At 63.4% G+C, this 13,762-nt stretch carries 10 protein-coding genes; 2 read left to right on the top strand and 8 right to left on the bottom strand.

Annotated elements, in window-relative coordinates; all coding sequences use genetic code 11:
• The first annotated feature begins 153 nt into the window (after positions 1-153).
• Together ACS3WA_RS14250 and bla are read left to right on the top strand one after the other, a co-directional pair.
• Positions 154-1,770, top strand: a complete 1,617-nt coding sequence (locus ACS3WA_RS14250) for a phosphoenolpyruvate carboxykinase (RefSeq protein ID WP_438279172.1) — start codon at positions 154-156, stop codon at positions 1,768-1,770.
• Positions 1,771-1,965: 195 nt separating this feature from the next.
• Positions 1,966-2,853 (top strand): class A beta-lactamase, encoded by an 888-nt coding sequence (gene bla / locus ACS3WA_RS14245; RefSeq protein WP_438279171.1) that lies wholly within the window; start codon positions 1,966-1,968, stop codon positions 2,851-2,853.
• A 55-nt stretch (positions 2,854-2,908) separates the two neighbouring features.
• On the opposite strand, the gene rocF is transcribed toward bla, so the two are convergent.
• From rocF to ACS3WA_RS14205, 8 genes are all read right to left on the bottom strand, one after another.
• On the bottom strand, positions 2,909-3,880 hold the full coding sequence (gene rocF, locus ACS3WA_RS14240; protein WP_438279170.1) for an arginase: 972 nt from the start codon (positions 3,878-3,880) through the stop codon (positions 2,909-2,911).
• A complete protein-coding gene (ligD, locus tag ACS3WA_RS14235; RefSeq protein WP_438279169.1) occupies positions 3,877-6,615 on the bottom strand; it encodes a DNA ligase D in 2,739 nt (912 codons plus the stop codon). The genes rocF and ligD overlap by 4 nt, the downstream gene beginning before the upstream one ends.
• A gap of 137 nt (positions 6,616-6,752) precedes the next feature.
• Positions 6,753-6,941 carry a hypothetical protein gene (locus tag ACS3WA_RS14230; RefSeq protein WP_438279168.1) on the bottom strand — a complete coding sequence of 63 codons (189 nt, stop codon included), beginning with the start codon at positions 6,939-6,941 and terminating at the stop codon, positions 6,753-6,755.
• Between the two features lie 121 nt (positions 6,942-7,062).
• Complete coding sequence (locus tag ACS3WA_RS14225; protein ID WP_438279167.1) at positions 7,063-8,037, bottom strand: Ku protein; 975 nt, start codon at positions 8,035-8,037, stop codon at positions 7,063-7,065.
• 154 nt (positions 8,038-8,191) lie between these two features.
• Positions 8,192-8,755, bottom strand: a complete 564-nt coding sequence (gene pyrE / locus ACS3WA_RS14220; protein ID WP_438279166.1) for an orotate phosphoribosyltransferase — start codon at positions 8,753-8,755, stop codon at positions 8,192-8,194.
• A gap of 98 nt (positions 8,756-8,853) precedes the next feature.
• On the bottom strand, positions 8,854-9,489 hold the full coding sequence (locus tag ACS3WA_RS14215; protein WP_438279165.1) for a LysE family translocator: 636 nt from the start codon (positions 9,487-9,489) through the stop codon (positions 8,854-8,856).
• Between the two features lie 21 nt (positions 9,490-9,510).
• Positions 9,511-12,549 carry a DNA polymerase I gene (polA, locus tag ACS3WA_RS14210; RefSeq protein ID WP_438279164.1) on the bottom strand — a complete coding sequence of 1,013 codons (3,039 nt, stop codon included), beginning with the start codon at positions 12,547-12,549 and terminating at the stop codon, positions 9,511-9,513.
• Between the two features lie 102 nt (positions 12,550-12,651).
• Positions 12,652-13,698 carry an acyltransferase family protein gene (locus ACS3WA_RS14205; protein ID WP_438279163.1) on the bottom strand — a complete coding sequence of 349 codons (1,047 nt, stop codon included), beginning with the start codon at positions 13,696-13,698 and terminating at the stop codon, positions 12,652-12,654.
• Between the last annotated feature and the right edge of the window lie 64 nt (positions 13,699-13,762).

The raw sequence follows: 13,762 nt of genomic DNA, 5'->3' as shown, positions 1-13,762 counted from the left end.
AATCGAGTCGGCGAGGGATCGGCTTGGCGGGTCCGGCGTTCATCAATATCCGTTCGCCGGAGTAAGGTGGGATGGGTTATATTAAGGTCGTTGCGGCAGAGGTGCGGTTTCATTTTCCGCGCCAATGATACGGAGTTCGAGGAGGAATTCTCCGTGCAAGAAATCGGCGTGCGTAACGACGCCTTCGGCGCCGGGAAAAGCGGGCTGAAGAACGTCAAGGTCGTGTACTGGAATTTCGGCGCGCCGCAACTTTATGAGCACGCGCTACGCAACGGCGAAGCGATGGTGAACGCGGACGGCGCGTTATGCGCGGACACCGGCGTGTTCACCGGCCGCAGTCCGAAGGACAAATACACGGTCCGTGACGCAGCCACCGAGCAAAACGTCTGGTGGGATGGAAACCAGTCGATCACGCCGGAGCAATTCGCGACGCTGCATGCCGACTTCCTCGAACACGCCGAAGGCATGACGCTTTTCGCGCAGGATCTTTACGGCGGCGCCGACCGGAATTTCCGCATCAAAACCCGCGTTTTCACCGAACTGGCCTGGCATTCGCTGTTTATCCGCACGCTGTTGCGTCGGCCGAGCACGTCGGAGCTTGCGGCGTTTACCCCCGGGCTGACGGTCATCGACTTGCCGAGCTTTCGCGCCGATCCCAAACGGCACGGCGTTCGCTCGGAGAATGTCGTGGCTCTCGATCTCACTCGCGGAATCATTCTGATCGGCGGCTCTCGTTATGCGGGGGAGATGAAGAAGAGCATCTTCACCACCCTGAATTACCTGCTGCCGGACAAAGGCGTGCTGCCGATGCACTGTTCGGCCAATGTCGGCGCGGGCGGCGACAGCGCGATCTTCTTCGGTCTCTCGGGTACCGGAAAAACCACGCTCTCCGCCGATCCGCAACGCACGCTGATCGGCGACGACGAGCATGGCTGGAGCAAGGATGGCATTTTCAATTTCGAGGGTGGGTGCTACGCCAAATGCATCAAGCTGTCGCAGGAGGCCGAGCCCGAAATTCATGCGGCCTCCAAACGCTTCGGCGCGGTGCTTGAAAACGTCGTGCACGACGAACTCACCCGCGTGCCTGATTTCGATGACGGCTCGAAGACCGAGAACACCCGCTCGGCCTATCCGCTGGAATTCATTCCGAACGCGTCGTCGACCGGCTGCGCGGGTCAGCCGAAAAATCTGATCATGCTGGCTGCCGACGCCTTTGGCGTGCTGCCACCGATCGCCAGGCTGACGCCGGCGCAGGCGATGTATCATTTCCTCTCCGGTTACACCGCGAAGGTGGCGGGGACCGAGCGCGGTCTCGGCGACGAGCCGCAGCCTGAATTCTCCACCTGCTTCGGCTCACCTTTTTTGCCGCGCGATCCCAGCGTTTACGGCAACATGCTGCGCGAGTTGATTGCGAAGCACGACGTCGATTGCTGGCTGGTCAATACCGGCTGGACCGGCGGCAAATACGGCACCGGCCGCCGCATGCCGATCAGGGTCACGCGCGCGCTGGTCAGTGCGGCGCTCGACGGCTCGCTCCGCGACGTCCAGTGTCGTACGGACAGGTATTTCGGGTTCGCGGTGCCGACATCGGTGCCGGGCGTCGAGCCTCATATCCTCAACCCGATCAAGACCTGGGCCGACAAGTCCGAATTCGACAAGACCGCTCGCGCCCTGGTTGGCATGTTCCGAAAGAATTTCGCCAGATTCGAAAACGACGTCGATGCGGAGGTCAGGGCGGCGGCGCCCGAGGTGAGGATCGCGGCTGAATAGAGCCCGCCAATCAATTTTGTGAAATCAACAAGGGGTGGCTCAGTCAGCCGCCTTTTTTAATCCCGAGTCTTCCTATTAGAGCATGGCGTCGAAAAGAAAAGTGCCATGCTGGATCAGGGAGAGGTTAAGCTACGGAGCCGTCGCCGCGCCGGCTTCCGTCAGCCTCGGTGCGGCGACACATAAGGATGCTTCAAGATGATCGGCAGACGACAGTTGTTGCGCGCGACGGGTACGGGTCTGGCCGGCCTCGTCGTCATGGGTCGCGCAGCCCGTGCGGCTGCGATACTGGAGAAGAGGTTTGTCGACGAAGTGAAGCGGCTGGAGAATGAAAGCGGCGGACGGCTGGGTGTCGCTTTGCTCGACACAGCCACCGGCCAGTGCGTTGGCCATCGGACGAACGAGCGATTTCCGATGTGCAGCACCTTCAAGGTGCTGGTCTCGGGCGCCGTTCTTCACAGCGTCGATGCAGGCAAGGAAAGTCTCGTGCGGCGGATTTATTTCACCGACGCCGATCTCGTGACGTATTCGCCGGAAACGCAGAAGCATGTCGGTCCGATCGGCATGACCGTCGCCGAATTGTGCGAGGCCGCCATGACGCTCAGCGACAACACGGCCGGCAATCTGCTGCTTGCAAGCATCGGCGGCCCGCAGGGCCTGACCGCCTTCGTTCGCTCGCTCGGCGATGATGTGACGCGCCTCGATCGCATCGAGACCGATCTCAACGAGGCGGCGCCCGGCGATCCGCGCGACACGACGTCGCCGGATGCGATTGCCTCCGACCTGCGCGCGCTGGCGCTGGGCAACGTGTTGTCGACGAAGTCGCGCGGGCAACTCATCGGCTGGCTCGCAGCCAACATGACCGGTGGCAAGCGTCTGCGCGCCGGATTGCCGGCCGGTTGGCGTGTCGGCGACAAGACCGGAACGGGCGAGCAGGGAACGGCGAATGACGTTGCTGTGATCTGGCCGCCGGACCGCGCTCCGTTTGTCATAACAGCCTATCTCACGGGCGCCGCTGTTCCGGCAGATCGGCAGGACGCGGTCATGGCGGCCGTCGGGCGCGCGGTCACGACCGCGCTCGCATGAACGTCCGCGTGCGGACGCCGCATGGAAAACAATGCGCATGGATAAATAGTGAGTTTCAGCTTCCGCCCAGCGTATTGCTGGGAGTAGGGCGGTCGATGATCTGCTGTCCGAACAGGCTCGCGATCAATTCGACCGCGACCCGCGCGGTTCGCCCGCGTTCGTCGAGAAACGGGTTGAGTTCGACGATATCGACGGAACGGACCAGCCCGGAATCGTGCAACAGCTCCATGATGAGATGCGCCTCGCGATAGGTCGCGCCGCCGGGAACGGTGGTGCCGACACCGGGCGCCACCGTTGGATCAAGAACATCGAGATCGAAGCTGACGTGCAGCACGCCGTTGCGCGCTCTGACCCGATCGATGACGCGGCGGATCAGCACCGCCACGCCGAACTCGTCGATCTCGCGCATGTCGGCGATGGCGATGCGGCGGTCATGCACCAGCTTCTTCTCGAGCGGGTCAATCGAATGGATGCCGAACAGGTCGAGGTGTGCTGATGGGATCGACGCGCGCGGCTCGTCGCCGAGCAGACCGTCGAGGCCGGGCTCGCCGCACAGGAAGGCGGCGGACATCCCGTGCATGTTCGCGGTCATCGTCGTCAGCGGCGTGTTGTAGTCGGCGTGGGCGTCGAGCCAGAGCACGAACAACTTGCGGTCCCGTTCGTGCCAATAGCGCGCGACGCCGTTGACCGAACCCATCGACAGGCTGTGGTCGCCGCCGAGAAAGATCGGTATCGCTCCGGACTTCGCCACATCATAAGCGCGCGGGCTGAGCGCGCGGACCCATGCCTGGATGTCGCGGTAGTGGTTGGCGTTTGCGGGAATCTGGTCGTTCGCCGGCGCCACCTGAGCGACCGAGACGTCGCCGTGATCGGTCACCTCAATGCCGAGGCTTTCCAGCACCGGCTTGATGCCCGCGGTGCGCAACGCTGCCGGGCCCATCAAGGTACCGCGTTGCGAGGCGCCCATGTCGATGGGAACGCCGAGCAGCGCAACCTTTCCAAATCCCGCGTCCGCGACGTCCGTCATCGGAGCAGCTTTGCGATCGCGGCCTGCAGCGGGCGGGCGGCCTCGGCGTAACCCGACCATGCCTTGCTTTTCTTCAGGAGGTCAGCGGCAGTGCGGAGCGTGAAACGTTTGGGGTCGAGTCCGGCTTTCACCTGCGACCAGTTCAGCGGCATCGACACGGTCGCGCCGGGGCGCGCGCGCGGCGACAGCGGCGCGACCGCGGTCGACTTGGTGTCGTTGCGAAGATAATCCAGAAAGATTTTGCCCTCGCGCTGCTTCTTCGACATGTTGATGAGATATTTGTCGGGTTCGTCCGCTGCCATTTGTTCGCAGACGGCCTGCGCGAACATCTTGGCCTGTTTCCAGGTTAGCGTTTCCTTTCTGACGGCAGCAAGTGGCGTGACCACGTGCAGGCCCTTGCCCCCGGTTGTCTTGCAGAATGTTTCAAGTCCGAGCGCCTCAAGACGCTGCTTCATCTCTTTTGCCGTCGCGATCACATCGGAGAATGCGATGCCGGGCGCCGGATCGAGATCGAACACCAGTCGTCCCGGTACGGCGTATTGGTCGGGCGCGCAATTCCACGGATGTAGCTCAAGTCCCCCGATTTGCGCCACCGCGATCAGTCCTTCGACGCGGTCGATCTGAAGATAAGGCTTGCGGTCGCCGTACACTTTTGCCTGGGTGACGAGGTCCGACATTCCCGGCATGGCATGACGCTGAAAGAAGGTTTCGCCGCCGATGCCGTCGGGAGCGCGCACGATCGAACACGGCCGCCCCTGAATGTGTGGCATCATCCAATCGCCGACGGTCTCCATATATTCAGCAAGATCCCGTTTGGTGACCGGCTGTTTGTCCCCGCCATCGGGCCATAGCGCCTTGTCCGGGTGCGAGATTGCAACGCCCATGACCGTCGCGCGATCCCGTGCCGACGATGCGCGGGGCTGGCGCGACGTCGTGGTCTCCGTGCGCGCTGCGGCCGCGGCCCTCGCATCGAGCTTGGGCACCGCGGTACGGACCGGCATCTCCGCCTTGACCTCGCGGGCCGGCTTGTCTGCGCGCAAACCCTTGAAGGCCGCCTGCCGGACCATGCCGTCATTGGTCCAGCCGGCGAATTCGATCTCGGCTACGAGATCCGGCTTGAGCCAGTGCACCTCGCGTCCGCCGGAAGGGGCATTCTTGCCGGAGAACGGGCTTTTCGAGGCCGCGGCGGCCTTCAGCGCCGGCATGATGCGCTTCACGGTGTCGCGGCCATAGCCGGTGCCGACGATGCCGGTATAGACGAGGCGGTCGCCCTTGTAGACTCCGGCCATCAGGGAGCGGAATTTTCCGCCCGTTGTTTTCCAGCCGCCGATCACGACCTCATGGCCGGGGCGGCTCTTGACCTTGAGCCAGCTTCCACCGCGGCCGGCGCGATAGGGCGCGTCGGTGCGTTTGGAGATGATGCCTTCGAAGCCGGACTTGCAAGCCGACGCGAGCATCTGTTCACCGTCTGCGTCGAAATGCTCGACGTAGCGGATCGGCGAGCGGCTCGATTGCGCCGAGCGCCCGAGTAGCTTGCGAAGCCGTTCCTTGCGCGCGAGCAGCGGCAGCGGGCGCAGATCCTCGCCCTCGGCGAACGGCAGGTCGAACGCGAAGAACACGAGGTCATCCGTCTTGCCGTCGGACAGCGCGGCCTGCATCGCGGAAAAATCCGGATGGCCCTCGCTGTCGAGGGCGACGATCTCGCCGTCGATGATGGCGTCGGGCAATTTCGCGGCGGCTTTTGCGATCGCCGAAAACTTGTCGGTCCAGTCGAGCCCCTTGCGGGTTTTGAGTGTCACCTCGCCGTTCTCGATCCGCATCTGGATGCGGTAGCCGTCGAACTTGATCTCATGCACCCAGCCGTCCGCCGCCGGCGGGCGCGCCGAGATTTCGCATAGCTGAAATCCGGTGAAGTCGGGCATATCGTCCTTGATGGCGCGGGCCTTGTTTGTTTCTGCCTTGCTCGTTGGTGCCTTGCTCGCTCGTGCCTTGCCCGCGGGTATCTTGGCTTTTTTCGGCGCTCGCTTGCGGGTTGAAGCAGGTTGGGCGCTTGTCTTTGTCGCGCGGGCCTCTGCTGCAATGCCTTTGTTGGAATTCCAGACCGCATCGGAACCGGCGGTCCGCGCGGTCATCATGAAAGGCTCCGGCGCCTTGCCCTGGCCTTGCGCGATCTGGTCGAGCGTGCGGCCCGACGCGACCGAGCGGTCCTGCTTCAGCACGTCCTCGCCGCTGCCCGGCTTGGCGTAGTCGTCGCGGTGCTTGATCAGCAGCCAGTTGGTGCGCTTGCCGCCGCTGCGGTCGTGCTTCATGCGCACCAGCACCCACTCACCCTTGAGCTTCTCGCCCATCAGCGCGAATTTGAGGTCGCCCTTGGCGAGACCCTTCGCCGGGTCGTCGGCGTACCAGTAGCCGCGGTCCCAGATCTCCACGGTGCCGCCGCCGTACTGGCCTTTCGGAATCGTGCCCTCGAAATCGCCGTAGTCGAGGGGGTGATCCTCGACCTCCACCGCCAGCCGCTTCTCGCCCGGATCGAGGGAGGGGCCGCGCGTCACCGCCCAGGACTTGAACACGCCGTCATATTCGAGACGAAAATCGTAATGCAGCCGCGTGGCGGCGTGCTTCTGGATCACGAAGCGCCGTTGGTTTGAAGCCGCGACGCGAGCTTTGCCGCTCGGCTCCGTGGTTTTCGAGAAGTCGCGCTTCTTGATATAGGTGCTGAGCTTTCGGGAGGGCACGGCGTCGGTTCCAATGAAAGCGTTTTCGAGCGAAGTGGGTACCGGTTCGCGTGAAGAAAACGCGTCAAATCAAAATCTAGAGTCCAAGAATCACATCCGATGTGCAACGCCCGGAAACGCTCGCGGGTGCCGCGACGTTACGATTTTTTGCGTCTCGCGCCCGCGCTCTTGCGCAGCGCGTCCTTCAGGTCGATCGGCACGCCATGTTTCTTCAGAAGGTCGGCGAAAGCCTCGTCGGCCAGATCCTGTATCGTCGCCATGCGATCCCGGCCGAGACGCGTCAGCGCCGTCATGGTCTCGTCGTCGAAGGCGATCAGCTTGCGCATTGGCGCGTGCGGTTAGGTCACGATGATTTTGGATCGAACCAAAATCATGAGCGTGATCGATCCCAATATTTTGGAGCGGGATGCGGGCGGAAAACCGTTACACACTTTTCCTCATCCCGCTCTAACCGGCCTTGCGTTTCGCCGCGGGCGTCTTGTTCGCGCCGCGCGTCCTGGCCGGACGCTTCGCAGGCTCGCGCTTGGCCTCCTTTGTCCCCTTCTTGCCTTCGATCGGAAATAGCATCTCGCGCTGGCCTTCGACGCGCTTTTTGGGCTTCCTGCCTTTCGCAGGCGCCGGCTTGTCGTTTGCGGCCGGCGCGGATTTGCCGCCCTTCAAACTCTGCCGTAGCGCGTCCATCAGATTGATGACGTTGCCTTCGGTCTTGATTTTCGCTTTCGCGATCGGCCGGCCGGCCTGCTTCTGCTCGATCAGGTTCTGCAGGGCAGCCTCATAGTGATCCTCGAACGAATCCGGCTCGAAGTGACCGGATTTCTGCTCGACGATGTGCCGCGCGAGATCGAGCATGTCTTTGGTGATTTTCACATCCTTGATGTCGTCGAAATAATCCGATGCGGCGCGCACCTCGTAAGCGTAGCGCAGCAGCAGGCCGACCAGCCCGTTGTCGCGCGCTTCAAGCGCGATGACGTGCTCGCGGTTGGTGAGCACCACCCGCGCCAGTGCGACCTTGCCCGTCGCCTTGATGGTGTCGCGGATCACCGCATAGGCGTCGTGTCCGACCTTGCCGTCGGGCACCAGATAATATGGCCTCACGATATAGAGATCGTCGATCTCGGCGCGCGGCACGAACCGGTCGATCTCGATGGTGTGGGTGGATTCCAGCGCGATGTTGTTGAGTTCGTCTTTCGTGACTTCGAGATAGCTGTCGCTGTCGACCTTGTAGCCCTTGACGATGTCTTCGCTGTCGACCTCCTCGCCGGTCTCGGCATCGACCTTCTGATATTTGATGCGGTGGCCGGTCTTGCGATTGATCTGGTTGAAGCTGACCTTCTCGGACTCCGACGTCGCCGGAAACAGGGCGACCGGACAGGTCACGAGCGAAAGGCGCAGAAAGCCTTTCCAGTTCGCACGCGGGGCCATCGGACAAACTCCATACGCGACGGGCCGGGGGACGGCAGAATATGATTCAATATCACGAAGCGGGAAACGTTCCGAGTCGGGAACGTGGTAAACGCGCTGCCGCGGCGCCGCAGCCCGTGCGTTCTGGTTGTGTTCTTGATGAAATCCAAAGCGGTTACCGCTTGAGGAATTCGCTCGCCTTGTACAGCGCGCGGAATGGCACGCCGGCCTGCGCGAAGGTTTCCGCCGCGCCCTCCTCGCGATCCACCATGGTGAACACCAGCACGATCTCGCCGCCGGCTTCGCGCACGGACTCCACCGCCTTGATGGCGGAGCCGCCGGTGGTGGTGACGTCCTCGACGATGACGACGCGCTTGCCCTTGAGGCTCTCGTCTTTGGCAAGGCCTTCCACCGCCAGCCGCGCTCCGTGCTCTTTCGGCTTCTTGCGCACGAAAAACGCGGCGATCGGCTGATGCCTCAGCCACGACAACTGTGCGATGGCGCCGGCGAGGGGCACCGCGCCCATCTCGAGGCCGCCGATATAATCGAGTCCGTCGTCCTTGAGCGCCTCGAAGCTCAGTTCCGCGAGCAGCGCCGCGCCTTCGGGGTCGAGCATGGTCGGCTTCAGGTTGAAGTAGAAATCGCTTTTGCGACCTGAGGCCAGCGTGATTTCGCCGCGCCCGAACGAGCGGGTGCGGATGATCTCGGCGAGGCGGATACGGGAGGCGGATTGGGACACGGGCAGGCTCGAAAGGGTGGCGGGAGGTGGCAATCTAGCGATGGTCGGCAGGGTGAACCACTTTTCAGCGCGTCCATCAACAGTTCAATGCAGCGCCATCAGCGGGCGGTGCTGAAGGCGAACCACACAGCTATGGCGGCAAGCGCAACCGCCAGCACGCGCCGGATGGTCCTGCGCTTGTCCGGCGTCTGGACCACCTTGTGCAGGCGCGAGGCCAGCAGCACGATGACGAGATGGACCAGCGTGGCGATGCCGACATAGAGCGCCGACAGCGCAAGTGTCTGCATCGCGACCGATCCCCTGTCCGGCTGGACGAAATCCGGAAGCACCGCGACGTAGAACACCGCCGCCTTGGGGTTGAGCAGATTGGTGATGAGGCCACGACGAAATGCCAGCGCGGGGTGGACGTCGGGATCGCCGGCTTTTTCGGGGGCGGTCTCCGCCTCCTTCGCCCACGCCTCCCAGGCGAGCCACAGCAGATAAACGACGCCGCCCCAGCGCAGAACCTCATAGAGCAGCGGTGAATTGTCGATCACCGCGCTGAGACCGAGCGCCGCCACCGCGCCAAAGACGGAGAGTCCGAGCGCGACGCCGACGACGGCGGCGAGCCCGGCGCGGATGCCTTGCGATAGCGACAGCGCCGCAAGATAGGCCATGTTCGGCCCCGGCGTCATCTCGATGACGAGCGAGGTCAGCGCGAAGGCGGCGAGCGAGCCCGAAAAAACGTCGCTCATCGGTCAGGCCGCAGGCATGCTTTAATGCGCCTCGTCCCAGTTGTCGGCCGCGCGGGCGTCGACCCGCAGCGGCACCGAGAGCAGCACCGCCGGGAACGGCGCGTCCTGCATCACATGCTGCACCACGGGCAGCGTCGCCGCCACCTCGTCGTCGGGCACTTCGAAAATCAGTTCGTCATGCACCTGAAGCAGCATCTTCGCCGACAGCTTCTTCTCGGCAAGCGCGTCGTCCATCCGCACCATGGCGCGGCGGATGATGTCGGCGGCGGTGCCTTGCAGCCGCGCATTGATCGCGGCGCGCTCGTTGAAGGCACGGTGCGAGGGGTTCGGCGACCTGATGTCGGGATAGTGGCATTTGCGGCCGAACAGGGTGGTGACATAGCCGTGCGCGCGGCAGAAGTCGCGGGTCGCGTCCATGTAGGCGCGGATGCCGGGAAAGCGCTCGAAATACTTCTTGATGTAGGCGGCCGCTTCCTCGCGCGGGATGCCGAGCTGGTTGGCGAGGCCGAACGCCGAGATGCCATAGATGATGCCGAAGTTGATCGCCTTGGCGCGGCGGCGGATTTCGCCGGGCATGCCCTGCACGGGCACGCCGAACATCTCCGACGCCGTCATGGCGTGAATGTCGAGCCCGTCGCGGAACGCCTGTTTCAGGACCGGAATGTCGGCGATCTCGGCGAGCAGCCGCAGCTCAATCTGGGAGTAGTCGGCCGACACCAGCTTGTGGTCCGGCGTCGCGATAAAGGCGCGGCGGATTTTGCGGCCCTCTTCATTGCGCACCGGGATATTCTGCAGGTTCGGCTCGTTCGAGGACAGGCGTCCCGTGGTGGTGGCGGCGAGCGCATAGGTCGTGTGAACGCGGTGGGTCTGCGGATCGACGTGTTCCGGCAAAGCGTCGGTATAGGTTGATTTGAGCTTGGAGACCTGCCGCCAGTCGAGGATCTTGCGCGGGAAGTCGTGGCCCTGCTCGGCGAGTTCGTCGAGGATCTGCGCCGAGGTCGACCAAGCGCCGGTCTTGGTCTTGCTGCCGCCCGGCAAGCCCATCTTGCCGAACATGACGTCGCCGATCTGTTTCGGGCTGCCGACATTGATCGGCTCGCCCGCAAGCTGCTGGATCTCGGCTTCCAGGCGTGCGGCGGTCTGCGCGAATTCGCCCGAGAGCCGCGACAGCACCTGGCGGTCGATGGTGATGCCGCGCTGTTCCATGCGCGCCAGCGTCGCGATCATCGGCCGCTCCAGCGTCTCGTAGACGGCGTTCATGCGCTCGGCAACCAGCCGCGGCTTCAAGACCTGCCACAGCCGCAAGGCGAGGTCGGCATATTCCGCTGCATAGGTGGTGGCGCGATCGATCGGCACCTGATCGTAGGCAAGTTTGCTCCTGCCGCTGCCGATCAACTCGCCGTAACTTTGACTGACGTGGCCGAGCCAGCGCTTTGCCAGCGATTGAAGATCATGCGAGCCGCGCCCGGCATCGAGCGCATAGGAGATCAACTCGACGTCGTCATTGTTCTGCATGACGATGCCATGCCGGGCCAGCAACACGGCAGTGAATTTGACGTTGAAACCGACCTTCAGATGGCCGCTGGATTCGAGAACCGGCTTCAGGAGCTTCAACGCATCGGAGGTCGCGATCTGGTCCGGCGCAAGCCCGGCGGCAAACAGCCCGGCCCCGTCTCCGGACTGCCTATGGCCAAGCGGGACGTAACAGGCATCGTTCGGCGCGACCGCCAGCGCGATCCCGCACAATTCGGCCTGCATGGGATCGATCGTCGGCGCCCGCGCCTCGACCGCGAAGCTGCCGTCGTTGTCGATGCGGGCGATCCAGTTCTTCAGCCGGTCCAGCGAGTGGACGATCTCATACTTGTCTGGCTGAACCGGCAAATTGCGCACGGCTTCAAGGCGCGCCGCAGCGAGGGCTTGCGGCGTCTTGACCTCGGTGGCGCTTGTCGCCTTTGCCCTGATCGCCGGAGTGGCTTTCGCGCCGCTGTCGTTTCCGAACAGGTCGCCAGTAACCGCGTCCGTGGACGCCTTGGCCGCTGCCGACAATGTCCCGCTCGCGTTTTTTCTGTCCGGCTCGATTTCGGCGGCATTGACTTGCGAATACTCCGCGACGCGCTTCGTCAGCGTGGTGAACTCCATCGCCTTCAGGAAGGCGATCAGCTTGCGCGCGTCCGGCTCCTGCACGGCGAGGTCTTCCAGCGGCACGTCCAGCGCAACGTGGTCGTCGAGCAACACGAGTTGCCGCGAAATGCGCGCCTTCTCAGCATTCTCGATCAGCGCCTCGCGCCGCTTGGGCTGCTTGATCTCGCCTGCGCGCGCCAGCAGCGTTTCGAGGTCGCCATATTCGGTGATGAGTTGCGCCGCGGTCTTGACGCCGATGCCGGGCACGCCCGGAACGTTATCGACGCTGTCGCCTGCCAGCGCCTGCACCTCGACGACCTTTTCCGGCGGAACGCCGAATTTCTCGATCACCTCGGGAACGCCAAGGCGGCGATCCTTCATGGTGTCGTACATGGTGACGCAGTCGGTGACGAGCTGCATCAGATCTTTATCCGAGGACACGATGGTTGCGGTTGCGCCGCGCTCGCAGGCCTGCCGCACATAAGTCGCGATCAGGTCGTCGGCCTCAAAGCCGATCTGTTCGAGGCAGGGAAGATCGAATGCCTTCACCGCCTCGCGGATCAGCGCGAATTGCGGGATCAGGTCGTCGGGCGCGGGGGGGCGATGCGCCTTGTAGTCGGAATAGAGCGTGTTGCGGAACGTGACCTCGGACTTGTCGAAAACGATCGCGAGGTGGGTCGGCTTGTCGTCCTTCGGCATGTCGCGCAGCAGCTTCCACAGCATGTTGCAGAAGCCGAGCACCGCATTGACTTGCATTCCGTCAGATTTGCGGTTCAGCGGCGGCAGCGCGTGATAGGCGCGGAAGATGTAGGACGAGCCGTCGACCAGGAAGACGTGCTGGCCCTGCATGTTGTCGCCTGCCGCTGCGGCGGTGCGGGCTGTGGTCTTGGCCGCGTCCTGTGTCGCGGCGGCGGGATCAGTGGCTGGCTTCTTCGGCATGGCCGCAACTTAAGGACTCTTGCGCGCAATGGCACCCCCTTGCGGGCCGCCATCGCCAGCAAAATCGCGGCGGGTCCGGCTGGTTCGTAGGTGATGGCCTCGTTATTCCGCCGCCTGAAGTGCGGCCGCGCGCTTTCTCGGCGCGATCCAGAAGGCGTCCGGACGCTCGAACAGGAAGTTCGCCCGCGTATTGCGGCAGGCCCACCAGATCAGCACGGCGCCAACCACGCCGGCGATGGTGACGATCAGCGACACCGTCCCGATATCGTGGATGATGCCGGCTTTCAGCAGCAGAGTGCGCGTCGCCGCCATCGGCAGGAAGAACGCGAGATAAATGACGATGGAATGCTCGCCGCAATAGCGCACCGCGTCCAGCCAGCGCATCTTCGCCAGCAGCGTGCCCGTCGTGATGATGGCGCAGGCGCCGGCCAGCCCGAGCGCGAGCGAGACGATCGGCCATTCGCTGGCGCCGGTATAAACGAGGCCGGCATTCGTGACGGCCCACAGCGCCAGCGTCGCCAGCGCCGCTGCCGGATAGGCGCGGGCGCGGTTGGACAGCGCGAACACGTGGCTTGCGAACAGGTAACCGGAATAGATGTACACGAAGCGCGCGGCGAATTCGTCGATCAGGGTCCACCCCGTGGAGATATGCGCCATTTCGAGCACCGCGGCGGCGCCCCAGATCGCCCATGGCGAGACGTTGCGCGTGGCCTTGATGACCACGAAGAATACCGGCAGCAGGTAGATGAACCACAGCGTGCCAAACGGCTCGATGAACGACATCAGATAGAGATGAACGACGCCCGGCCAGCCCACTTCGGCGGCGAACGACGGCGCCTTGAAGCCGAACTGGATCGCCACCCACAGCAGGTAGAAATACGCAAAATGCACGACCTTGCGGTCGAGATAAATGCGCCAGTCGCGATTGATGACGAGCGGCAGGAACAGGCCGGAGATCAGGAAGAAGTCCGGCATCCGGAACGGTTTGGCGAAGGCGACCACGAGGTGCATGAAGCCGGTCTGTCCGGCTGCGGCCTCGACGCCCAGCACCGAGTGCATCATCACGACCATGATGATGCAGATGCCTTTGGCATAGTCGACCCAGTCGACCCGTTCGTTCTTCAGTGCTGCTGTGCCGTTTCCGGTCATCGGTGTCTCTTTTCAGCGCGATCCGGCGCGTTTTACAGGAGGATCGGTTGCGTTCTCCTTTCAC

The sequence above is a fragment of the Nitrobacter sp. genome, assembly GCF_051535235.1.
In the GTDB taxonomy this organism is placed as follows: domain Bacteria; phylum Pseudomonadota; class Alphaproteobacteria; order Rhizobiales; family Xanthobacteraceae; genus Nitrobacter.
Note: the sequence above shows the minus strand (reverse complement) of the source record. Positions and strands in the feature narration are given on the sequence as shown.

Bases quoted from the DNA above. Each gene is read 5' to 3' on its own strand.
- bla (WP_438279171.1), top strand. From the start codon at position 1,966: ATGATCGGCAGACGACAGTTGTTGCGCGCGACGGGTACGGGTCTGGCC.
- rocF (WP_438279170.1), bottom strand. From the start codon at position 3,880: ATGACGGACGTCGCGGACGCGGGATTTGGAAAGGTTGCGCTGCTCGGC.
- ACS3WA_RS14230 (WP_438279168.1), bottom strand. From the start codon at position 6,941: ATGCGCAAGCTGATCGCCTTCGACGACGAGACCATGACGGCGCTGACG.
- ACS3WA_RS14225 (WP_438279167.1), bottom strand. From the start codon at position 8,037: ATGGCCCCGCGTGCGAACTGGAAAGGCTTTCTGCGCCTTTCGCTCGTG.
- ACS3WA_RS14215 (WP_438279165.1), bottom strand. From the start codon at position 9,489: ATGAGCGACGTTTTTTCGGGCTCGCTCGCCGCCTTCGCGCTGACCTCG.
- polA (WP_438279164.1), bottom strand. From the start codon at position 12,549: ATGCCGAAGAAGCCAGCCACTGATCCCGCCGCCGCGACACAGGACGCG.
- ACS3WA_RS14205 (WP_438279163.1), bottom strand. From the start codon at position 13,698: ATGACCGGAAACGGCACAGCAGCACTGAAGAACGAACGGGTCGACTGG.